We start from the raw sequence: 20754 nt of genomic DNA on the forward strand, positions 1-20754 counted from the left end.
GGGTTCAAGGCCATTCTCTGCTGTGGAAGATGCGGTGTCGTTTGCACAAGCCGGAGCTGCGAAAAGCGCTGTCGCCGCTACCGCTCCGGTAAAACCATCTCTTAATCTCGCAAACGCTCCCATATCAGCCAATAAAAATGCGTTAAATATAGGTGATTTATAGCAAGAATATTGCGAATTTGCAAGATTTCTATATTTGCTATTGAAAAGTCCAAAAGCCGCTAATTCTCTTGAACAGAATGTATGATTTTGTTTATTATATTGACGTTATTATATTTTCTCTTAACGTGAGCGGCGCGCAAAGCCAGTGTGAGCGCGATTGAGAGGCCGGAATCCGGCGTGGAATCAGGGAGTGTGAGACGGTGAAACAGATTCATACATTCTGTTCAGCCGACTTGCAGGAAAGGAGTGCCCGATATGCCACGCGATTCAAGCGCCTACAGGGGTATGACGCTATTCACCGATGTCGGTGAGCGGAAGTACCTGACCTCGGCGGAGCGCCAGACGTTCTATAGCTGTCTGGGTGTGCTGGACAATCCTAAGGACCGCAGCTTTTGCGAGATGATCTTCTGGACAGGGTGCAGGCCGTCCGAGGCGCTGGCATTGACCGCGCTCAATATCGACGTGGCCGAGCGTGTGGTTGTGATCCGGTCCCTAAAAAAACGCGGTGAGATGAAAGGGAGGCATTACCGCCCGGTTCCGGTCCCCGATGACTTTATGGAGCGGCTGGCGAGCATTCACGATCTGAGGGGTGAGGCAGCACGCCGGGATGAGCGTCTATGGACGTTCAGTAGGACAACCGGCTGGGCGCGTATGAAAGCCGTGATGCAAGCCGCCGGGTTGCATGGAGAGAAAGCCTGCGCCAAGGGGCTTCGTCACGGCTACGGCGTCCACGCGGCGGTCAATCAGGTTCCTGAAACCCGCATCAAGAAATGGCTGGGCCATGAGAGTCTGGCGACCACCGAAATCTATCTCGATATGGCCGCTCCCGAAGACCGCCACATGGCAGAGAGAATGTGGGCGGCTTAACTTTGCATCAGGGATCGTCACCCGCATGGGCCAAGACCCGAATTCGGGGCTTGGTGGCCGAAGGCCATAGAGCCCGCCCGGATGCCCAAGTAGCGCAAGCAACCAACTACTTACGCTAAAATTGCATCGCAATATCCATATGCTCTAAGCTGAGCAAATGAGATTCTATGTCATTGATAGCCGCGCAAATATTCCCGAGGGTGCCGCTAACCAAGCCTATTTGATAACTGACAACTGGAATGATTGGTTCAAATACCAAACTCAATACTGGCTCATCATCTACAGTGCTGACGGAGACAAGATCGATGCGGGTGCGGTCAAGATCGGTCAGTTTGGCTGGCGAGAGGACCAAGCGCGGCCTGACATTCCAGTGGAATTTGACCGGCTAAACGAGAATTTTTTCTCATTAGGTCAAGATGACTCGTACTACGAAGCCATCAAGAATCTCGGTGATGCGCAACGCACGCTTGTCCTGGCGGCATTGCGAGATATTGCAGCGGACGCTGCATTGTTCGCCGCCGCGATGGAAGAAGAAGTCACACGAGAATCGCTTCTACGTTCTGTGAGTGAGGCTGCCGCAAAAGGGCAATACCGACGAATAGCTGGGGGCGGGAACCGATTGGATCGCTACGCCTTCGGATTCAAGCCAAAGAAGCGTTACAACCAAGAACCACCTGAACTTACTTTCGTCGTTGAGCCAAATTCACAACCACCCACCAATATTCATGTTTTGATTGGGAGGAACGGCGTTGGGAAGACACATATTCTTCAAGATCTTTCGAGAACGATCACTCGAATCCCTGAGGCGGATAACGAGCCTCTAGGCGAGCTCACATTTGAAGACACGATTTTTAACGATGGCGACCTTGGATTTTCAAACCTAGTTTCGGTGACGTTCAGCGCGTTTGACCCTTTTGACCCACTTCCCGAACCGCAAGATAAAACCAAGGGTTTTCGTTATGCATATGTTGGCCTGAAGCACCGAACGAAAAGCAAAACAGAGCCAAAGAAGCCGCCAAAATCGCCTGAGCAGCTGGGCGGCGATTTCGCGAAGAGCGTTCGACTTTGCCTGCAAGGCGCGCGGCGCGCTCGCTGGGAACGCGCGCTCGAAATTCTCGAATCCGACCCGATATTTAAGCAAGCAGAGCTAGCGTCTCTTGCCCGGACTACTGACGAGGATGGCCCTGAAGCAGCGCAGGAGTTGGCCCAATACACTTACAGGATGCTAAGCTCGGGGCACAAAATCGTGCTGCTTACGCTCACGAGACTTGTCGAGACAGTAGAGGAGCGGTCGCTGGTCCTAATTGATGAGCCGGAAGCGCATCTTCACCCACCGCTGCTTTCCGCGTTTGTGCGGGCATTATCGGATCTTCTTACGGATAGAAATGGTGCGGCGATCATTGCCACTCATTCTCCGGTAATCTTGCAGGAGGTTCCGAAGTCTTGTGCCTGGCTGATCGACAGAAACGGGCCTTTGCTCACGGTTGACCGTCCGACTGTCGAAACGTTTGGTGAGAATGTCGGGATTCTTACGCGTGAGGTCTTCCAGCTTGAAGTGACGCACGCCGGCTTCCACCGACTGCTAGCTGAAGCCGTGAGAACCTATGGGAGCTATGACGCTGTACTAAACCACTTCAACAATCAGCTTGGTGGTGAGGCAAAAGCGGTCGCTCGTGGCCTCGTGCTGAATCAAGAGAATGGAGGCGAGCAAGATGTTTAGCCTTCCGAAGCCCGATGATGACGCCGGACTAGTTTTCGACCTCTGTATTAGCAAGGTTCGCTCGGCAGCTACCAAAGCTGATCTCGAATCCATTCGACCGATTATCGTTCAAGCTGCGGCCGATTATGACGCTGCCGGAATTGCGCGGCAACTCCACGCCGTGCCTGAAACGGATTTGCTCGGCGACGTCGTGTCGCGTGAGGAGATGGTAAAGGTCTATGAAAACCGCATGGTTGGTAGCTCCGCACCTGGACGAATGGTCTATCATAAACTGCGGGGAAGCAGCCCTAATCGTCGATGCCCCTACTGCAATCAGCGCTCGGTTAATACGCTCGATCACTATCTGCCGAAGCAAAAGCATTCAGCCCTTACGGTAACACCAATAAATCTCGTCCCCTCCTGTACTGACTGCAACAAAGACAAGTTGGCTGGTGGCGCAGGGACTGCGGAGGAGACTTATCTGCATCCCTACTTTGATGATGTTTCGATGTTCCCTTGGTTGCAAGCAGAGGTCATTGAAGGATCACCTGTAGCGGTTCGATTTTACACGGTCGCTCCGGCAGGCTGCGACGCGGTTCTTGCTGCGAGAATTGCTTTTCAATTTAGAACGCTTCGGCTTGCTGAACTCTATTCGAGCCAAGCGGCGGACGAGTTTTCTGGCAGACAGAAACGACTAGCCAAACTTCTCGACATTGGAGGCGCGCCTGAGGTGCGTGCCTACATTGACGAAGAGTACCAATCCCAAGTGGATAATGACGCCAACAGTTGGCGATCAGCATGTTATGCTGCGTGGCTTGCCAGCGATTGGTTCTGCGAAGGTGGGCTACGAGAGGTAGGTTGAGTACCAAAATAATTGGTGCGGACGGGGGGACTTGAACCCCCACGGCCTTACGGCCAACGGATTTTCTTACCTGCTACGACTTTCGCCGCCACCCGAAACGCCGGGTGTTTGGGGTCTGGACTATCCCTTCATCATGCCTCGGTTACCCAAGGGTTAGACGCCGCCCGTCTAGTCTCTACACCTTCCTCCACAAGGAGGCTTGGCTCGGGATCGGCATGGAGCATGAGCCCTGTAGCTTTCCCCGAATTTGAGCGGTTCTACGTCCGGGGTTTCCCCCGGCGCACTCAAATTGATTAAGTCCGGCGCGTCTACCAATTCCGCCACGTCCGCACAGAATAGAGTCGTACCTTCCGTGATTGATATACAGGGAAAGCGAATTGGATTTAAAGAGAAAACTTCTCAAATTACTGATTTTGAGGCTTTTTTCTTGGTTTTCTGACATTTACCGCCGCCGCATCGATGCTGTCAGCGATATGCGCAGCATAGTATTTTTGAATCATCTCGACGCTGGTCCGGCAGTTTTTGGCGACCTGGTAGATGTCTGCACCCTCCGTGAGGCGCATACAGATATAGGTATGGCGCAGAGAATAAGCCGTTCGGCGCTGGCCTTCCCGGTCGAATTTCAGATCTTCTTCCCGCAACACACGATCAAGCGCCTTTGCATGATCGATAGGGAAGAGAAGGTCTGACGGCTCGGGGTGATTACGCTCAACCATGCGCTCAAAGGGGCGCACCGCCCCCGGCATGCTCTTGCAATAGCCAACCCCTCGTTTTCCTCGCACGGAGATCAAGAGAATGACTTCGTCCGTCGCCTCGTCTTCAACGATTTCAACATCACGATATTGGAGCCGCTTCACTTCGTCCGGGCGAAGCCCGGTATTTGCCATCAGCAAAACGTAGTCGTGAAGCTGTTCGGCCCAAATTCGGTGATTTGCGCGGGTCGCCGCCTTCGCGCGCCTCCGCGTAGCCTCGTACAGCTGCCTGTACTCTTCGGGCGAAAACCACGCGCGCCGCGTGATCTTAGAGTTCGCCCGATACGGCGTTGAAAGATCGGGAAGCCGGTCCAGCCATCCATGACGCACGGCAGTTTTTAGTGTCTGCCTAAGCGCAACCATTTCTTGATGGATGGTGTTCGGATTTGGCTTGTGGCCTTCCGGGGCCGCATAGTTCTTTCTCGGCACCGCATACGATTGTCTGTGAATGCGATATTCCTGAACCAATCCCGGTGTGATTTCCGAAAGCCCTTTGTCACCGAAGAAGGGGATCAAGTAGTTATCCAGCTTCTTCATGATGCCTTCAACGTAGCGGGGTGATCTTTGCCCTTCGGTGATCACCTCAAACTCACGCCGGAACTGCTCAGCAGCCTGTTTGAAGGTCTTCTCGTTTTTCAGATTTCCATCACGCGCCCGGCCACGCAGGTCTAGATACCAATCCTCGGCAAATTCCTTGGCCAGCTGAAGGCTCTCTTCTTTTGAGCTGACCCGGCGGTTCTTGCCTTTGAGATAGGCCGAACACTGCCAGAAGCGGCTATTGGGCCGCTTGTAGACGTGGAGCTTTCCTCCATAGAGCGTGTGATGTTCTGCCATGAGAACAACGGTAGAACACATTTCCGAAAATCGCAAGAAAATGTGTAAGACATGCGTAAGCATTCTGTGGGCATTTCCGATAAGAAATTTACCCTTAATATACTGTTATTATTATATTTTATGAGATTGCGAAAATAGACGCTATAGATTTTAAGTCTGTTGCGTATACCAGTTCCGCCACGTCCGCATCGCCTACGTTCTTACCCGCTCCGGCCTTGAGGGGAAGTGTTTGCGTCATCGCCCGCCGGGAAAAGCGATAATTTCAAGGGCTGACAGGTTTTTAATTTAATATGTTGTGCTATTTCGAATTAAAGAAGAGGCATGACGATCATGACGCCCACCGGAGACAGCTACTGGATCCTCGATCCCGAGCAGATCCAGTGCCTCGCTTCCGCCCCGAGAATGACCATTGTCGACCGGCTGGCGGCCGACGGGCCGATGTCGGTTGACGATCTCGCCCGCGTCATCGGCATGAAACAGACCGCCGTCTATCACCACATTCACAAGCTTGAAGCGGTCGGGCTGGTCCGCGCCACTGACCGGCGGCTTTTGCCCGGCGCACGCAAGCCGCAATTCCTTTACGCCACGCCGGCGCCGCGCATGCGGATGTCGAGCGCGTTAAGCCAGCGGCATCTGCGCCAGGGCGTGGTGAGATGTGCCGGTGCCGCCCTGCGCCAGGCCGACCGCGACTTCTCCGAAGGGTTCGCCCATCGTCCCGTGCACGACGGGGCAGACCGAAATCACGGGTTTTTCCGGCTGATCGGACGCCCCGATGCGACAACGCTGGAAAAAATCAACGGCCATCTGACCGCCATTCACGAATTGCTGGCGCAATCCGACAACCGGAATGGCTCGCCGATTGCGCTGAGCTGGGCGATGGCCCCCGTTTCCGACGACACCAATCCCAAAAGCAAGGAAGGAACACTGCGATGAAAATTGCCCTGTCCCTGGCGTTGATCGCATCTCTGTCGAGTGCGCCCCTTGCGGCGCAGGCGTTCTTCGAGGCCGGACGAGGGCGGACCCGTCCGGCCCGTCATCATTCTTAGCGCGCGGGTCCGCGCCGGCCCGGCTTCAGAGGTTCCTGGTTCGCCGCGCGGGCTGCCACGCGCGCCAGGCGGACGAATTCGGCGCGATAGCCGTAGCGATCATCGCCGATATTAGCTTCCGCCAGTGCGGCCACCCGGCCGAGATCGAAGGCGTCGTCGGCCAGATAATCATCACCGCGCAGAATCTGCGCAAAGCCGGCTACGGCCACCGAGAACGCAATGTCATCACCGGCTGCGGCGAGGCTGGCCGCCTCGTTTGCCGTCGTCACAGGAAATTCGATGAGCCGGCTTTCGTCTTCGCCGGCACGCTTGTAGCGCACGCGAAAAAACCCGTATTCGCTTGAAAATCCGGTTTCGGTTTCGAGGCGTTCGCCATATCGCAGCGGTTCGTTCAGGAGCGCCGGGCTGCCGGGCGCGGTGATCTCGTAGATCGCGGTCACTGAATGACCGGAGCCGATCTCGCCGGCATCGACCTGATCATTGTTGAAGTCCTCGCGGTTCAGCAGGCGCGTTTCGTAGCCGATGAGGCGGTATTCCGCGACACGATCCGGATTGAACTCGATCTGCAGCTTGACGTCGTTGGCGATCGGAAAGAGCGCCGAAGACGCCTCTTCGACGAAGAAGCGACGGGCTTCCGCCTCGGTGTCGATATAGGCGGCGAGGCCGTTGCCGTTCTGGGCGAGCGTCTGCATCAGCGCATCATTGTAATTGCCGCGGCCAAACCCCATGACCGAAAGATAGACGCCGCTTTCGCGCTCGCGGGCGACAAAATCCTCCAACCGCTCGTCCGAGGTGATGCCGACATTGAAATCGCCGTCGGTCAGCAGCATGACGCGATTGACCGCGTCGTCGTCAAAGTGCTCCCGGGCGAAGTTGTAGGCGAGACGCATGCCTTCGCCGCCTGCCGTCGATCCACCCGCTTCGAGCATGCCGAGCGCGGCATTGATGCAATGGCGCTGCGATCCCGGCGTCGGCTCGAGAATGGCGCCCGCGGCACCGGCATAGACCACAATGGAGACGGTATCGTCATCGTCGAGTTGCTCGACGAGCATTTGCAGGCCTGAGATGGCGAGCGGCAGCTTGTCGGGCGACCCCATCGAACCGGAGACATCGACGAGGAAAACGAGATTGGCGCGCGGTCTTTCCTCGCGCGGAATGTCATAACCCTGGACGCCGATATGCATGAGCTGGGTCTGCTCATTCCACGGATTGGGAAGAATGGTGACGCTGGCCTCGAACGGCGCATCGCGGCTCTCGGGCAGCGGATAATCATAGTCGAAATAATTGACCAGCTCCTCGACGCGGACGGCATCGCGCGGCGGCAGCGTGCCATCGGCGAGATAGTCGCGGACGACGGAATAGCTGGCCGTATCGACATCGACCGAAAAGGTCGATACCGGGTTTTCGGCGGTCACCACGACATCGTTCAGTTCGACATCCGCATAGCGTTCGCGGTCAATGTCGCTAGGAAAAGGCTGCGGCTGGATCTGGGGACCCGTCAGGCCTGCGGCCTGGGGCGCGGCAGAAATGCGGGAACCGGTTACGACCACACTCGTGGCATCGGCCTCGGCGGCTTCCAGTACGGGGTGCGGTTGCGGCGGCGGGGGTGGGGGCGGTGCTGCATTCGCATAAGGCGAGGAAAACTGCGGGCTTCGCCGCCCATATCCGTCACGCTGGCTAAACTGATTGGCCACAAGCGTCGGGCACTGCTCGAAAATATCCGCCCGCTCCACGCCAGCATCCTGGATTGCGGCAGCCGCAACGGTCGGTATCTGGGTCAATCCCAATGCGAGTGCACTCACCGCCGTCGTCAGCAGAAGTTTTCTGGTCATGTCATTCCTCTTTGGCCCCGGCCCTGATAGATGACGATCCCCTCGCAGGAATCTGATCCTCCAGCCGCAATGCGGCGATTAGGGGGCCAAAAAGGGTTGCCGCTGATTTGCCGCAAATCCGACGCCAGTGTGACGTTCGATTTCCTTTGCATAGCAGGCGATTCGGCCCGATAATGCGCGCCGGTCGAAAAAGCACCGCCGGGAGGTCCGGCGGTCGTGAAAGGACGACCGGCCCATGAAATTCGCTTCTCTTTCTGCCTCCGCCCTGATGGCAGCTGTTCTGTCCTTCCCCGTCATCGCGGAAGACATCTCGAGCTCGATCACTTTCGTGAATGCGACGGGACAGGACGTGGTTGAAATCCACACTGCCCCTTCCGCCACCGATGGCTGGAGCGAAAATATCCTGGTCGATGGATCGCTGACAGTTGACGGTGAATTCACCGCGACCGTTGCGGCTGACACCGACCACTGCTTCCATGATTTCCGCTTCACGCTGGCTGATGGCAGCGTCGTGGAAGAAGTCGAAATCGACGTTTGCGAGCTCGACGGCACGCAGTTCGAAATCGCTCTCGTATCGTAAGCGGTCATTCCAGACTGATGGAGCGCAGGGCTAGCAGGCCCTGCGCTTTGTCATTTTGCGTCCAGCGGATCGATGACCGGATTTCCGCCCACGGAGCGTGAGAGATCGGCGAGTTGTCCGATCACCTCATCCAGGCGCGCTTCATCGGTTGATCGTGCCACAAGATTGGTGCCGCGCACGATCTCGCCAGCCTCGTTTTCGTAGAAATACGGATAGGATCCGATCGAGATGTCGGGATATTCCGCGGCCAGCTCGCGCAGGCCATCGGCAAGATCGCCTTCCCGCAATCCGCCCGTCGCCACGGTGCGTGACAGCGTCACCTCACCACCTTCGATGCGGTGGGCGACATCCTCGAGCATGCCCCGCGCGATTTTCGGAACGCCGGCCAGCGTGAAGACATTGCCGGTCTGAAACCCCGGCGCGCCGGTGACCGGGTTGTTGATCAGCACGGCATCCTGCGGCACCCGCGCCATGCGCTTGCGGCTCTCGGTCACCGGCGTTTTCGTCTTGGCATACCACTCCTCGATAATGGCCAGCGCATCTTCGCGGACATCGACGGGCTGGCCAAAAGCCGCCCCGATGGCATCGGCGGTGATGTCGTCATGGGTCGGGCCGATGCCGCCCGTGGTGAACACATAGTCGCACTTTTCGCGCAGATGATTGACAGCCGTAGCGATCTCATCCTGCTCGTCCGGCACAACACGGCATTCGATCACCGCCACGCCGAGCGGTGCGAGGAATTTCGCGATCTCTGAGAGATTGATGTCGCGCGTGCGGCCGGACAGGAGCTCGTCACCGATCAGTAAAACGCCTGCGGTTACCCGTTTCGCCTTTGCCATAAGCGGCCCTTTCGTCTCGCGCCTGCGGCGGATATAGGCAAAGCCCATGAACAAGGCCAAGACCTTTGACGGCTGGGACCTCCCCTCGCCCTATCTCCACCGGATCGTTGCCAACGAGGCCGATGAGGACGAATTCGGCCACGTCAACAATGCGCGCTATCTGACCTGGGCGGACGAAACCGCCTGGGCGCATTGGGATCACGACATTCCGGAGCACCCGCGGACCGAGTTCGTGCGGTATGAGCATGGAATGGCGATCGTGCGCTCGGAATGCGACTATCTCGGCCATGCGCATGCGGGCGATGCGCTCGATTGTGCGGTCTGGATCACGAAATCGGATGGCCGGCTTCGCGCAGAACGGCGTTTCCAGTTCCGCCGCGCGGATAACGGGCAAACGGTTTTCCGGGCACGGATGGACCTGGTCTGCTTCAAATTGCGCACTGGCCGGCCAGCGCGAATGTCGCCGGCGCTGGTGAAGCATTACCGCGTACTGCCGGATATCGAGGCGGCGCTGATGACGGAAAGTTTAGGCGGTCGCGATTGAAGCGCAGCACCGGAAATCTATAGTGCAAACCAGCTAATTACAGGGGTTGTCTCGTGAATCACTTCGTCCGCTTGGCGTCCGCCAGCCTTCTCGTTCTGTTGCCGGCCAGCGCCTGCGCCCAGTCCGATGATGACAGCTTCATTCCCGACATCCCAGCGGAGAATATCGAAGCCCATATCCGCTTTCTGGCCCACGACATGATGGGCGGACGTGCTGCCGGTTCCGACGGCTATGACATTGCCGCCAACTATATCGCCTCGCAATACCGCCTCATCGGCCTGCAACCGGCGGGCGATTCCGGTGGTTATTTTGCCGAGGTGCCGATGCAGGTGCTGACACCGGTTGCGGAAGGCGGACGCCTGATCGTCGGTGAGGACGATGACGCCGTCGAGCTGGAGAATGGATCGAACCTGATTGTCAGCGGCCATCCGGTTTTTGACGAAAGCTCGGTGACGGCGGAGGTCGTGTTTGTCGGGTACGGGCTGTCCCTGCCGCATCACGGCTATGACGATTATGAAGGCGTTGATGTCGATGGCCGCATCGTCGCCTATCTTGGAGGCGCACCGGACATCATGCCCTCCGACGAACGCTCGCATCAGCGCCGGTCTTCGACCAAGCGCGAGAATGCGGCGGCGCGCGGTGCGATCGGTTATATCCAGATTTCACCGACCCCGACGGAAACCTATTCCGGATTCGCGGCGCGCGCCGTTGAAGCCTCCAACATCACGCTAGGCCCGGGCGCAAACGAGCCGAGCTATAGTCAGCTGCAGGTCGCGTCCGGCGTTTCGCAGGAAGGCGCACAGGCCCTTTTCGCCAATGCCGAGATGACGTTTGAAACCGCGATGGAGCAGCTCGACAATAATGAACCGGCCTCCATGCCGCTCAATGTGACGGTGACGCTGGAACAACGCACCGAGCGCGACCTGTTCACCGACCACAATGTCGTCGGCCTGATCCCGGGTTCGGACCCGGAGCTGGCGGACGAGATTGTCGTGCTGACCGCGCACCTGGATCATGTCGGCATCACCGACGCCAACGGCGTATCGACGACCGGCTGCCGGTCCAACAACGAGGAAGACCGCATCTGCAATGGCGCCGTCGACAATGCGTCCGGCACCGCGATCATGCTGGAAACCGCGCGCACCTTCATGCAGACGGGCGCGCCGCGCCGTTCGCTCCTCTTCGTGGCTCTGGCGGCCGAAGAACAAGGCCTTCTCGGCTCTGAATATTTCGCGTTCAACCCGACCGTTCCGGGCGACGCGATGGTGGCCAATGTCAATCTCGACATGCCGGTCATCGTCTATGATTTCTCGGATGTGATCGCTTTCGGGGCCGAGCGGTCGAGCCTGGGGCCGATCACCCAGCGGGCGGCGGCCCGGCTCGGCGTGTCGGTCAGCCCGGATCCGCTGCCAGAGCAAAATCTGTTCGTGCGATCGGACCACTATAATTTTGTGCGCCGCGGCGTGCCGTCCGTTTTTCTGATGACGGGATTTTCCTCGCCGGACCCGCGCTGGGACCAGGGCGAAGGCTTTATGGGTTTTTTGAACACCCATTATCACCGTCAGTCGGATGAGCCGGACAGCGATGAGGAAATGGAAATCCTCTACGATCAGGGCGCCAAGTTCGCCAATATCAACTTCCTGATTGCCCGCGAAATCGCCAATAATGATGAGGCGCCGGTCTGGAATGAGGGAGATTTCTTCGGCGAGTATTTCGGCGCCGGCCGCTAATTCGTCCCATCTTTGATTGACAATCAGGCGCGCGGCGTTTCAAACGCCGCGCGTTTTGATTATATGAACGGGACAAGGGCACAGGACAGGACATGAATCTGGCTTACGACATTCAATCGGATGGCGCGCAAGACGTTTCGCGCGACGGCCGTGTCAAACTGCATGGCGCCGAAGCGTTCGATGGCATGCGCAAGGCCGGACGCGCCGCGGCGGCGACGCTCGATCATATCGTGTCAATGGTTCAGCCCGGCGTCTCGACGCAAGAGATCGACGATGCGGTGCGCAAATTCATGTTCGATCAGGGCGGCGTACCGGCCACGCTCGGCTATCGCGGCTATATGAAATCGTCCTGCACCTCGATCAATCACGTGATCTGCCACGGCATTCCGGGGCCGAAACCGTTGAAGGACGGCGATATCGTCAATATCGACGTGACCATCCTGTTGGATGGCTGGCATGGCGATACCTCCCGCATGTTCATTGTCGGTGAGCCGCGCCGGAAGGCGGAGCGCCTGGTCGAGGTCACCTATGAGGCACTGATGGCCGGGATCGCGGAGATCAAGCCGGGCGCCAAGCTCGGCGATATTGGCGCTGCCATACAGGAGATCGCCGAGGCCAACCGGTGTTCGGTGGTGCAGGATTTCTGCGGCCACGGGATTGGCCGCCTGTTCCATGACAGTCCCAACGTGCTGCATTATGGCGAGCGCGGCGAAGGGCTGGAGCTCAAGCCCGGCATGTTCTTCACCGTCGAACCCATGCTCAATCTCGGCCGGCCTGACGCGAAGGTGCTCGCCGACGGCTGGACCGCCGTGACCCGCGACAAATCCCTGTCGGCGCAGTTCGAGCACACGGTGGGCGTCACCGAGGACGGCGTCGAGATCTTCACGAAATCCCCGGCCGGGCTCGACTGTCCGCCCTACTCCGCCTGACCCCATGCCCGACAAGGCCGCGCCACCGCATCATGCGGGTCATCGCGACCGACTCAGGACTCGATTTGCAACTTCTGGCGGTGATGCGCTCGCGGACTACGAGCTCCTGGAGCTCTTCCTGTTCCGTTCGATCCCCCGCCGCGATATCAAACCGATCGCCAAGGATTTGATCGCGCGATTCGGCGATCTCGGCGGAGTGGTCACGGCGCCGGTCACGGCGCTCTCAGAAGTAAAGGGCGTATCGGAGAAGACCGCGCTCGATTTGCGCCTGTTGCAGGCGGTCTCAGCTCGCATGGCGCGCGAAGGGGCGCTGAACCGGCCGGTGATCTCGTCCTGGAACGCCCTGATCTCCTATTGCCGGACCGCAATGCAGCACGAACCGGTCGAACAATTCCGTGTGCTGTTTCTCGACAAGAAGAACCGGCTGATGGCCGACGAGGTCATTTCCCGGGGCACGGTCGACCAAGCGCCGGTCTATCCGCGCGAAGTGGTGAAACGCGCGCTGGCACAAGAGGCCAGTGCCATCATCCTCGTGCACAATCACCCCTCCGGCGATGTCACGCCGTCGACGGCGGATATCGAGATCACCAAGACGATTGTGGCCGCCTGCGAACCCTTCAACATCGTGGTCCACGATCATCTGATCATCGGCCGAGAGACGACGGCGAGTTTCAAAACGCTGGGGCTGATCTAGGGTTTTCCGCCCCACGCCTTCGCCACCCCTCACCCTCGAAAGCCGGCCATTCGCATGGCCGCCATTCTCTTCCCTCTCCCCTTTGGGGAAAGACTGCGAGATCGCGAAGCGATAAGCAGGCTGGGTGAGGGGTTTCCGGCCACCGGAACGCCAGAATGCTTGAGCGAATCCCTTCTCCCGCCTAACACTCGCCCATGCCTTACAGAAACGTCTTCACCCACCTTGAGTGCTCGGCCACCGGTGAGCGCTACGAGACCGGCCGGCCGCACAATCTCTCTGAGGCTGGCAAGCCCTTGCTGGCGCGATATGATTTTGAGGCAGTGCGCGATGAACTTGATCGGGACGCGATCTGGGCGCGGACGGGCGGCTTCTGGAAATGGCGCGAGCTGCTGCCCGTGAAACAGGATGAGGACGTGGTCGCGCTCGGCGAGGTCGATACGCCGCTGATCGATTGTCCGCAGACCATGGCGCAGTATGGCGGCAGGGGCCGCCTGATCACCAAGGATGAGGGGCGGTTGCCGACGGGGAGTTTCAAGGCGCGCGGCCTTGCCCTCGCGGTCGCCATGGCAAAGTCCTACGGCATCACGAAAATGGCGATGCCCACCAATGGCAATGCCGGGGCGGCGCTGTCGGCCTATGCGACGCGCGCCGGGATCGAAAGCTGGTGCTTTGCCCCAGACGACACGCCCGAGGTCAATATCCGCGAGATCGCGCTGCAGGGCGGCAAGGTGTTCCGCGTCAACGGCTATATCCACCAGTGCGGGGCGCTGGTCGGCGCCGGCAAGGACAAGATCGGCTGGTTCGACGTTTCGACGCTGAAAGAGCCCTACCGGATCGAGGGCAAGAAGACGATGGGGCTGGAACTTGCCGCGCAGCTCGGCTGGCGATTGCCGGATGCGATCTTCTATCCGACCGGGGGCGGGACCGGCCTGATCGGCATGTGGAAAGCGTTCGACGAGATGGAGCGGCTGGGCTGGATCGGATCCGAACGCCCGAAAATGTTTGCCGTGCAGGCCGAGGGCTGCGCCCCGATCGTCAAGGCCTTCGAAGCCGGGGCCGAGCATGCCGAGGAATGGATCGACGCCGAGACCGCGGCGATGGGCATAAGGGTTCCCAAGGCGATTGGTGATTTCCTGATCTTGCGGGCGGTGCGGGAGAGCAGCGGGGCGGCGATCGCGGTCTCGGAAGAGCAGATCGAGCAAGCACGGGCCGTGTGCGGGCGCGCGGACGGGCTGTTGCTCTGTCCGGAAGGCGCAGCAACACTTGCGGCTTGTGGAAAGGCGCTGGATGAAGGGCTGATCGACCGCGATGCCGAAGCCGTGCTGTTCAATTGCGGGTCAGGGCTGAAATACGCCATGCCGGATTTCTCGCGGACGCTCGACCGGCATGCCGAGATCGATTGGGCATCGCTGGAATAAACGCCCGATTTTCGGCGGACGGGCGATGCGGGCTCTGCTAGACACGGGACATGTTGTTCACGCCCTCCCCTGACGAGCTTTATGACGCGCTGGTGCGCCGCGACAATGCCTTTGACGGGCGCGCCTTTGTCGGCGTGACCTCGACCGGGATTTTCTGCCGGCTGACCTGTCCGGCGCGCAAGCCGAAGCGCAAGAATTGCCAGTTCTTCGAGACCGTCGCGCAATGCCTTGAAGCGGGTTATCGCGCCTGCAAACGCTGTCATCCGATGACCACGGCGGCAGAGAGCGATCCTGTCATTCTCGACCTGATGTCCCGCCTCAATGCGGATGCGAGCCGGCGCTGGTCAGAGGGCGATATCGTTCGCCTTGGCTATGATCCCTCGACCGTGCGGCGCGCCTTCAAACGGCATTACGGGATGACATTTCTCGAAATCGCCCGGCTCTACCGGTTGCGCGACGGATTCGAGGCGCTGGCCACGGGCGAGCGGGTGATCGATGCGCAATTGAGCGCCGGGTTCGAGTCCGCCAGCGGCTTCCGCCAGGCCTTTGCCCGGCTGGCCGGCAAGGCGCCTTTCGCCTTCACCGATCAGGAAATCCTGAAAGCGCATTGGCTCGACACGCCGCTCGGCCCGATGATCGCCGTGGCCGATAACACGCACCTCCATCTGCTCGAATTCGCGGACCGCAAGGCGCTGCCGACAGAGCTGAAGAAGCTGGAGACTTCCGCGGGCGGAATCGGGATCGGCGAGACACCGATCACAATGCAGATCGCGCACGAGCTGGATGCCTTCTTCGACGGCCGGTCGGCGCGGTTCGAGACGCCACTGAAACTGCATGGCAGCGCCTTCACGCGTGAGGTCTGGCGCGAACTGATCAAAATCCCGGCCGGCGCGACACGCAGCTATCTGCAACTGGCAGAAGCGATCGGCAACCCGAATGCGACCCGCGCCGTGGCGCGCGCCAACGGCGCCAACCAGATCGCCATCGTCATTCCCTGTCACCGCGTGATCGGGGCGGATGGCTCGCTCACCGGTTATGGCGGCGGGCTATGGCGCAAACAGAAGCTCATCTCGCTGGAACAGCAATACGCAAAAGGACTGAACTCATGACGCAAGCGGAAAAAGCCCAGGCCTTTCATGCGCTCCACCGCAAGGCGGACCCCCTGGTGTTGTACAATATCTGGGATGCCGGCAGCGCGCGGGCTGTGGCCGCGGCGGGGGCCAAGGCCATCGCCACCGGCAGCTGGTCGGTCGCCGCGTCACAAGGCTATGAGGACGGCGAAAAAATCCCGCTGGACCGGCTGATGCGCACGGCCAAGCAGATTGCCGCTTCGGTCGAACTGCCGGTCTCGATCGATTTCGAGGGCGGCTACGCCAAGGCACCGGAATTCATTGCCGACAATGCCGCGAAGCTGATCGCGGCCGGCGCGGTCGGCTGTAATTTCGAGGACCGGATTGTCGGCGGTGACGGGCTTTACTCCCAAGAGGATCAGGCGCACCGGATCGCCGCCATCCGTGCCGTTGCCGACGAGACCGGCATTCCCTTCTTCATCAATGCGCGCACCGATGTGTTCCTGCAGTCCGACGCAGCGGATCATGCGTCAAAGATGAAAGAGGCGACGGATCGCTGCGATGTCTATGCCGAAGCGGGGGCGAGCGGGCTTTTTGTACCCGGCCTTGTCGATGCGGACCTCATCGCGCGGATGTGCGAGCACACGGCTCTGCCGGTGAACGCCTACATGAAAGACGGCGCGCCCTCGATCGCCGAGATGGCAAAGCTCGGCGTCGCCCGCATCAGTCACGGGCCTTCCCCCTATCGCGAGGCGATGCGCGCGCTGACGGACCGGGCGAAGGGAGTGTATGGGGGGTAGGCTTGCCAGATTGTTTTCTCCCCCCGTTCACGGGGGGAGTGTCCCGAAGGGACGAGGGGGGCAATTGCCCCCTCCACCACTTCGTGGTCCCCCTCCCCCGCAGGCGGGGGAGGAAAAGAACACGAACCCGCCCTCCCCTTGACCTTCCCGGCATGGAAGCGCATCACGCGCTACTTTCAATGACCGCATTTTCGAACCGCAAAACCGGTCCCCACTTTTGCTGAAAATGCTCGAGAAGATTAGCGGAGCCCGACGCGCATGATTCCCCGATACACACGGCCGGAGATGGCGGCGATCTGGTCGCCGGAAAACAAGTACCGCATCTGGTTCGAGATCGAGGCGCACGCCACCGACAAGCTGGCCGAGCTGGGCGTGGTGCCCGAAGACGCCGCCAAGGCCGTGTGGAAAGCCAAGGACAAGACGTTCGACGTGGCCCGGATCGACGAGATCGAAGCCGAGGTAAAGCATGATGTTATCGCATTCCTGACCCATCTGGCCGAGCTTGTCGGCGATGAGGCGCGCTTTGTCCATCAGGGGCTGACCTCCTCGGATGTGTTGGACACCTGCCTCGCCGTGCAGATGCGCGATGCGGCGGATATCCTGCTGGAGGGCGTGGACCGGGTGCTGGCGGCGCTCAAGACGCGCGCCTTTGAACACAAATACACGGCCTGTATCGGGCGCTCGCACGGCATCCATGCCGAGCCGACGACGATGGGGCTGAAGTTCGCGCGTTTTTACGCCGAGTTCGCGCGCAATCGCGAACGGCTGGTGCGGGCGCGCGACGAGGTGGCGACCTGCGCGATTTCCGGCGCGGTCGGGACATTTGCCAATGTCGATCCGTCGGTGGAAGCGCATGTGGCGGAGCAGATGGGCCTCACCGTCGAGCCGATCTCGACACAGGTCATTCCGCGCGACCGGCATGCGAATTATTTCGCGGTGCTGGGGCTCATCGCTTCCGCGATCGAGAATATCGCCATCGAGGTGCGCCATTTGCAGCGCTCTGAAGTTCGCGAGGCGCAGGAATATTTCGCCAAGGGCCAGAAGGGCTCGTCGGCCATGCCGCACAAGCGCAATCCGATTCTTACTGAGAACCTGACCGGCCAGGCGCGGCTGGTGCGGATGGCGGTGGTGCCGGCGATGGAAAACATCGCGCTCTGGCATGAGCGGGATATTTCGCATTCCTCCGTGGAACGCGGAATCGGTCCTGACTCGACCGTGCATCTCGATTTCGCCCTGCACCGTGCGGCCGGCATGATCGAGAAGCTGATCGTGCACGCAGATCGTTGCCGCGAGAACCTCGACGCCTATGGCGGCATTCACAATTCCCAGCGCGTGCTGCTGGCGCTGACCCAGGCCGGCGCGTCACGCGAAGACGGCTATCGCCTGGTGCAACGCAACGGCATGAAGACGTGGGACGAGGGCGGCCGGCTGGTCGATCATTTGAAGGCCGACGCGGACGTCAAAGGCTTTCTGTCAGATGAGCAGATCGAAACTTGTTTCGATGAGGGCTATCACCTCAAACATGTCGATACGATCTTTGCGAGAGTGTTCGGCGATTGAGCGATGAAGCCGACATCCGCGCGGTTGTTCAGGCCATCTATGCGATGATTTCCGGACCGGCGGGCCCGCGCGACTGGTCAAAGCATCTCGATTATTTTCACCCGGATTGCCGGCAGATCCGGACCGGTGTCGATGACAATGGACAGCCGTGGGCGACGATGCTGTCGCCGGACGAATACCGCGAAAACGTCACGCCCTTCTTCGATGCAAGTGCCTTTTACGAGATCGGGCTCAATTGCGAGGTTCGGGTGTTCGGCAATATCGCCCATGCTTGGTCGAGCTATGAGGCGCGGACCGATCTGAAGTCGCCCGAACCGGAACGGCGGGGCATCAATTCGATCCAGTTCTACAGGGATGCGGGCGGCAAGTGGCGCATCATCTCGATGATCTGGGACAATGAACGCGGGGGGATATCCTTGCCGCCCACAATGGAGAGGCCGGGCTAGCCGGCCTTTGGCTTCACCTTGTGAACGCCGAGCATGTCGAAAACAGCCTTCTCATAGAACGGCTCTCCAACGCCGCGGCGGATCTTGCCAAGGAAGTATTTTTCGAACGCCACCTTGGCCATGTGAACCCAGCCGCCTTCGGCCGACCAGTTCACATTGCGGGGCGGGATTTGCGGCATGGCGACGAAGGTCACGCCGCCATCACCGAAGTCGGCGATGCAGACCGCATTCCAGGTGGCTTCGTGGCGGGGTTCCTTGCCGTCGATAAGGGCGCGAATGTTCTTCGCTGCGGCGTGCACCATGGATTCGATCATGAAGCCGGTCTTGGGCACGCCGACCGGCACCGGATAGGTGTCGACCGGCGCAATCGCGACGCAAACCCCCACGGAAAAGACATTCGGATAGGCCGGGTTTTGCTGGGTCTTGTCGGCGATAACGAAGCCGCGCGGATTGACGAGGCCTTCGATGTCCCGGACGGCTTCGATGCCGCGGAAGGCTGGCAGCATCATGGAGTATTTGAAGGGCAGTTCATGGGTTTTCCTGACGCTACCGTCTTCGGCGACTTCCTCGACGGTCATGACGCCCAGCTCGACCTTTTTCACGCGCGCAGACGTAATCCACTTGATATGGCGGTCGCGCATTTCACTTTCGAGCAACCCCTTGGTGTCGCCGACACCGTCGAGGCCGAGATGGCCGATATAGGGCTCGGAGGTCACGAAGGTCATCGGTACCTTGTCGCGGATCTTCCGCTTTCGCAGATCGGTTTCCATGATCATGGCGAACTCGTAGGCCGGTCCGAAGCAGGATGCGCCCTGCACCGCCCCGACCACGATCGGTCCGGGGTCCTTAACGAACTCGTCCCAGTGCAGCTTTGACTCGGCCGCATGGTCGACATGGCAGATCGACTGGGTGTGGCCGTTCTTGGGGCCCAGCCCTTCGATTTCGTCAAACGCCAGTTCCGGGCCGGTGGCGATCACCAGATAGTCGTAGTCCACCGTCTCGCCGTTCTCGAGCAGAACGGCGTTCTGATCCGGCTGCACCTTTTTGGCGGCGGAATGGATGAAATCGATCTTCTTTTTGGCGAACATGGGCGCGAGCTCGACCTTGATCGCATCCGGCTTGCGCCAGTCGACGGCGACCCACGGGTTGGACGGGGTGAAATGGAAGGTCGGCGAATCGCTGATCACCGTAACCTTGTCCTCCTTACGAAGTTCCTTGCGCGCTTCGAGCGCCATTGGAACGCCTCCGAGGCCCGCTCCCAGTACAACGATATGCGCCATCATCTCCTCCCTGTTGCCGGCGAGAACCGCCGGCTATTTCGCGGCGATAGCTTCGGCCGCTGTGCAGAACTCCGATTTGAGGTGCTGCAGCAGTCCGAGGCAGCGCTCGTCCGCGATCGAATAGAATACCTGCAGGCCGTGCTTGCGGCCGCGCACCAGCCCGTCCTGCCGCATCTTCGCGAGATGCTGCGACATGGCGGATTGCGACAGGCCGGCCATCTCGGTGAGCTCGGCCACGGTCGCCTCGCCCGATACCAGGCGGCAAAGGATCAAAAGGCGTTTTTCGTTGGCCAGCAGTTTCAGAAACGCGGCAGCATCACCCGCCTGTTCCTGCAGCTCCCGGATATCCGGATCAGCCATCGCATTCATTCCCGACTCCGCATTAGTTGACACTAAAATAGTTATCACTAAATTAGATGTCAATAATTTAGTAAAGCCTAACGGAGCGAGCCATGCGCCTTCAGGAAATCAGTCCCAAAGAAACCGCCGACGCCCTGCAAGACGGGCGAGCCGTGCTAATCGATGTCCGCGAACCGCACGAGTTCGCGGCCGAGCGAATTCACGGCGCGCTGCTGCATCCCCTGTCGACGTTCGATGCGACGGCTTTGCCGATCGACCCATCGCGGGAGGTGATCCTGCATTGCGGGTCCGCCAAACGCTCCGGCATGGCGTTGCAGAAATGCGCGGAAGCCGGTGTCCCGATCGGCAAGCACATGGCCGGCGGGATTATGCAATGGAAGTCGGACGGGCTGCCGACCGTAGCCGTCGATCCGGCGACCGGCCGGGTCATCGATCCGCAGAAAGGCTAAC

At 59.6% G+C, this 20754-nt stretch carries 20 protein-coding genes; 15 read left to right on the forward strand and 5 right to left on the reverse strand.

The window, feature by feature from the left end:
- Nucleotides 1–417 precede the first annotated feature (417 nt).
- The 3 genes from ACO08C_RS02335 (at nucleotide 418) to ACO08C_RS02345 (ending at nucleotide 3590) form a co-directional block, all read left to right on the forward strand.
- The gene (locus ACO08C_RS02335; RefSeq protein ID WP_421787182.1) at nucleotides 418–1029 is read left to right on the forward strand and encodes a tyrosine-type recombinase/integrase; all 612 of its coding nucleotides are present in this window, start codon (nucleotides 418–420) and stop codon (nucleotides 1027–1029) included.
- Between the two features lie 157 nt (nucleotides 1030–1186).
- Entirely contained in the window at nucleotides 1187–2749 is a 1563-nt protein-coding gene (locus ACO08C_RS02340) for an AAA family ATPase (protein ID WP_421787184.1), read from the forward strand.
- A complete protein-coding gene (locus tag ACO08C_RS02345; protein WP_421787186.1) occupies nucleotides 2742–3590 on the forward strand; it encodes an HNH endonuclease in 849 nt (282 codons plus the stop codon). Before ACO08C_RS02340 ends, ACO08C_RS02345 begins: the two co-directional genes overlap by 8 nt.
- Before the next feature lie 404 nt (nucleotides 3591–3994).
- Here the strand turns inward: ACO08C_RS02345 and ACO08C_RS02350 are convergent, their stop codons facing one another.
- Nucleotides 3995–5176 carry a tyrosine-type recombinase/integrase gene (locus ACO08C_RS02350; protein ID WP_421788637.1) on the reverse strand — a complete coding sequence of 394 codons (1182 nt, stop codon included), beginning with the start codon at nucleotides 5174–5176 and terminating at the stop codon, nucleotides 3995–3997.
- Nucleotides 5177–5506: 330 nt separating this feature from the next.
- Between ACO08C_RS02350 and ACO08C_RS02355 the strand changes: the two genes are divergently transcribed.
- On the forward strand, nucleotides 5507–6109 hold the full coding sequence (locus ACO08C_RS02355) for an ArsR/SmtB family transcription factor (protein WP_421787188.1): 603 nt from the start codon (nucleotides 5507–5509) through the stop codon (nucleotides 6107–6109).
- A gap of 109 nt (nucleotides 6110–6218) precedes the next feature.
- Here ACO08C_RS02355 and ACO08C_RS02360 read toward each other — a convergent pair whose 3' ends face one another.
- Nucleotides 6219–8054 (reverse strand): vWA domain-containing protein, encoded by a 1836-nt coding sequence (locus ACO08C_RS02360; RefSeq protein WP_421787190.1) that lies wholly within the window; start codon nucleotides 8052–8054, stop codon nucleotides 6219–6221.
- Between the two features lie 235 nt (nucleotides 8055–8289).
- Between ACO08C_RS02360 and ACO08C_RS02365 the strand changes: the two genes are divergently transcribed.
- Nucleotides 8290–8634 (forward strand): hypothetical protein, encoded by a 345-nt coding sequence (locus ACO08C_RS02365; RefSeq protein WP_421787192.1) that lies wholly within the window; start codon nucleotides 8290–8292, stop codon nucleotides 8632–8634.
- Between the two features lie 50 nt (nucleotides 8635–8684).
- On the opposite strand, the gene ACO08C_RS02370 is transcribed toward ACO08C_RS02365, so the two are convergent.
- Complete coding sequence (locus ACO08C_RS02370) at nucleotides 8685–9473, reverse strand: competence/damage-inducible protein A (RefSeq protein WP_421787194.1); 789 nt, start codon at nucleotides 9471–9473, stop codon at nucleotides 8685–8687.
- Nucleotides 9474–9519: 46 nt separating this feature from the next.
- On the opposite strand from ACO08C_RS02370, the gene ACO08C_RS02375 reads away from it, so the two are divergent.
- The 9 genes from ACO08C_RS02375 (at nucleotide 9520) to ACO08C_RS02415 (ending at nucleotide 18664) form a co-directional block, all read left to right on the forward strand.
- On the forward strand, nucleotides 9520–10017 hold the full coding sequence (locus ACO08C_RS02375; RefSeq protein ID WP_421787196.1) for an acyl-CoA thioesterase: 498 nt from the start codon (nucleotides 9520–9522) through the stop codon (nucleotides 10015–10017).
- A 53-nt stretch (nucleotides 10018–10070) separates the two neighbouring features.
- Nucleotides 10071–11747 carry a M28 family peptidase gene (locus tag ACO08C_RS02380; protein WP_421787198.1) on the forward strand — a complete coding sequence of 559 codons (1677 nt, stop codon included), beginning with the start codon at nucleotides 10071–10073 and terminating at the stop codon, nucleotides 11745–11747.
- 92 nt (nucleotides 11748–11839) lie between these two features.
- Entirely contained in the window at nucleotides 11840–12676 is an 837-nt protein-coding gene (map, locus tag ACO08C_RS02385) for a type I methionyl aminopeptidase (RefSeq protein ID WP_421787200.1), read from the forward strand.
- 4 nt (nucleotides 12677–12680) lie between these two features.
- A complete protein-coding gene (gene radC, locus ACO08C_RS02390) occupies nucleotides 12681–13370 on the forward strand; it encodes a RadC family protein (RefSeq protein ID WP_421787202.1) in 690 nt (229 codons plus the stop codon).
- Nucleotides 13371–13564: 194 nt separating this feature from the next.
- The gene (locus ACO08C_RS02395) at nucleotides 13565–14788 is read left to right on the forward strand and encodes a threonine synthase (RefSeq protein WP_421787204.1); all 1224 of its coding nucleotides are present in this window, start codon (nucleotides 13565–13567) and stop codon (nucleotides 14786–14788) included.
- A gap of 50 nt (nucleotides 14789–14838) precedes the next feature.
- Nucleotides 14839–15897 carry a bifunctional transcriptional activator/DNA repair enzyme AdaA gene (locus tag ACO08C_RS02400; RefSeq protein WP_421787206.1) on the forward strand — a complete coding sequence of 353 codons (1059 nt, stop codon included), beginning with the start codon at nucleotides 14839–14841 and terminating at the stop codon, nucleotides 15895–15897.
- Complete coding sequence (locus tag ACO08C_RS02405; protein ID WP_421787208.1) at nucleotides 15894–16658, forward strand: isocitrate lyase/PEP mutase family protein; 765 nt, start codon at nucleotides 15894–15896, stop codon at nucleotides 16656–16658. The genes ACO08C_RS02400 and ACO08C_RS02405 overlap by 4 nt, the downstream gene beginning before the upstream one ends.
- 258 nt (nucleotides 16659–16916) lie before the next feature.
- Nucleotides 16917–18218, forward strand: coding sequence for an adenylosuccinate lyase (gene purB, locus ACO08C_RS02410; RefSeq protein WP_421787210.1), 1302 nt, complete (start codon nucleotides 16917–16919; stop codon nucleotides 18216–18218).
- Nucleotides 18215–18664 carry a hypothetical protein gene (locus ACO08C_RS02415; RefSeq protein ID WP_421787212.1) on the forward strand — a complete coding sequence of 150 codons (450 nt, stop codon included), beginning with the start codon at nucleotides 18215–18217 and terminating at the stop codon, nucleotides 18662–18664. Before purB ends, ACO08C_RS02415 begins: the two co-directional genes overlap by 4 nt.
- On the opposite strand, the gene ACO08C_RS02420 is transcribed toward ACO08C_RS02415, so the two are convergent.
- Together ACO08C_RS02420 and ACO08C_RS02425 are read right to left on the reverse strand one after the other, a co-directional pair.
- Complete coding sequence (locus ACO08C_RS02420) at nucleotides 18661–19944, reverse strand: NAD(P)/FAD-dependent oxidoreductase (RefSeq protein ID WP_421787213.1); 1284 nt, start codon at nucleotides 19942–19944, stop codon at nucleotides 18661–18663. The genes ACO08C_RS02415 and ACO08C_RS02420 overlap by 4 nt on opposite strands.
- A 33-nt stretch (nucleotides 19945–19977) precedes the next feature.
- Entirely contained in the window at nucleotides 19978–20313 is a 336-nt protein-coding gene (locus tag ACO08C_RS02425; protein WP_421787215.1) for an ArsR/SmtB family transcription factor, read from the reverse strand.
- 83 nt (nucleotides 20314–20396) lie between these two features.
- Between ACO08C_RS02425 and ACO08C_RS02430 the strand changes: the two genes are divergently transcribed.
- Nucleotides 20397–20753 (forward strand): rhodanese-like domain-containing protein, encoded by a 357-nt coding sequence (locus ACO08C_RS02430; RefSeq protein WP_421787217.1) that lies wholly within the window; start codon nucleotides 20397–20399, stop codon nucleotides 20751–20753.
- The last annotated feature ends 1 nt before the right edge of the window (nucleotide 20754 follow it).

Origin of the sequence: Hyphobacterium sp. (assembly GCF_965229905.1) — a bacterium.
Taxonomy (GTDB): domain Bacteria; phylum Pseudomonadota; class Alphaproteobacteria; order Caulobacterales; family Maricaulaceae; genus Hyphobacterium.

What these genes read in the sequence shown, in the direction of transcription:
- ACO08C_RS02335 (WP_421787182.1), top strand. Translation starts at nt 418, where the DNA reads ATGCCACGCGATTCAAGCGCCTACAGGGGTATGACGCTATTCACCGAT.
- ACO08C_RS02340 (WP_421787184.1), top strand. Translation starts at nt 1,187, where the DNA reads ATGAGATTCTATGTCATTGATAGCCGCGCAAATATTCCCGAGGGTGCC.
- ACO08C_RS02345 (WP_421787186.1), top strand. Translation starts at nt 2,742, where the DNA reads ATGTTTAGCCTTCCGAAGCCCGATGATGACGCCGGACTAGTTTTCGAC.
- ACO08C_RS02350 (WP_421788637.1), bottom strand. Translation starts at nt 5,176, where the DNA reads ATGGCAGAACATCACACGCTCTATGGAGGAAAGCTCCACGTCTACAAG.
- ACO08C_RS02355 (WP_421787188.1), top strand. Translation starts at nt 5,507, where the DNA reads ATGACGCCCACCGGAGACAGCTACTGGATCCTCGATCCCGAGCAGATC.
- ACO08C_RS02360 (WP_421787190.1), bottom strand. Translation starts at nt 8,054, where the DNA reads ATGACCAGAAAACTTCTGCTGACGACGGCGGTGAGTGCACTCGCATTG.
- ACO08C_RS02365 (WP_421787192.1), top strand. Translation starts at nt 8,290, where the DNA reads ATGAAATTCGCTTCTCTTTCTGCCTCCGCCCTGATGGCAGCTGTTCTG.
- ACO08C_RS02370 (WP_421787194.1), bottom strand. Translation starts at nt 9,473, where the DNA reads ATGGCAAAGGCGAAACGGGTAACCGCAGGCGTTTTACTGATCGGTGAC.
- ACO08C_RS02375 (WP_421787196.1), top strand. Translation starts at nt 9,520, where the DNA reads ATGAACAAGGCCAAGACCTTTGACGGCTGGGACCTCCCCTCGCCCTAT.
- map (WP_421787200.1), top strand. Translation starts at nt 11,840, where the DNA reads ATGAATCTGGCTTACGACATTCAATCGGATGGCGCGCAAGACGTTTCG.
- radC (WP_421787202.1), top strand. Translation starts at nt 12,681, where the DNA reads ATGCCCGACAAGGCCGCGCCACCGCATCATGCGGGTCATCGCGACCGA.
- ACO08C_RS02395 (WP_421787204.1), top strand. Translation starts at nt 13,565, where the DNA reads ATGCCTTACAGAAACGTCTTCACCCACCTTGAGTGCTCGGCCACCGGT.
- ACO08C_RS02400 (WP_421787206.1), top strand. Translation starts at nt 14,839, where the DNA reads ATGTTGTTCACGCCCTCCCCTGACGAGCTTTATGACGCGCTGGTGCGC.
- ACO08C_RS02405 (WP_421787208.1), top strand. Translation starts at nt 15,894, where the DNA reads ATGACGCAAGCGGAAAAAGCCCAGGCCTTTCATGCGCTCCACCGCAAG.
- purB (WP_421787210.1), top strand. Translation starts at nt 16,917, where the DNA reads ATGATTCCCCGATACACACGGCCGGAGATGGCGGCGATCTGGTCGCCG.
- ACO08C_RS02420 (WP_421787213.1), bottom strand. Translation starts at nt 19,944, where the DNA reads ATGGCGCATATCGTTGTACTGGGAGCGGGCCTCGGAGGCGTTCCAATG.
- ACO08C_RS02425 (WP_421787215.1), bottom strand. Translation starts at nt 20,313, where the DNA reads ATGAATGCGATGGCTGATCCGGATATCCGGGAGCTGCAGGAACAGGCG.
- ACO08C_RS02430 (WP_421787217.1), top strand. Translation starts at nt 20,397, where the DNA reads ATGCGCCTTCAGGAAATCAGTCCCAAAGAAACCGCCGACGCCCTGCAA.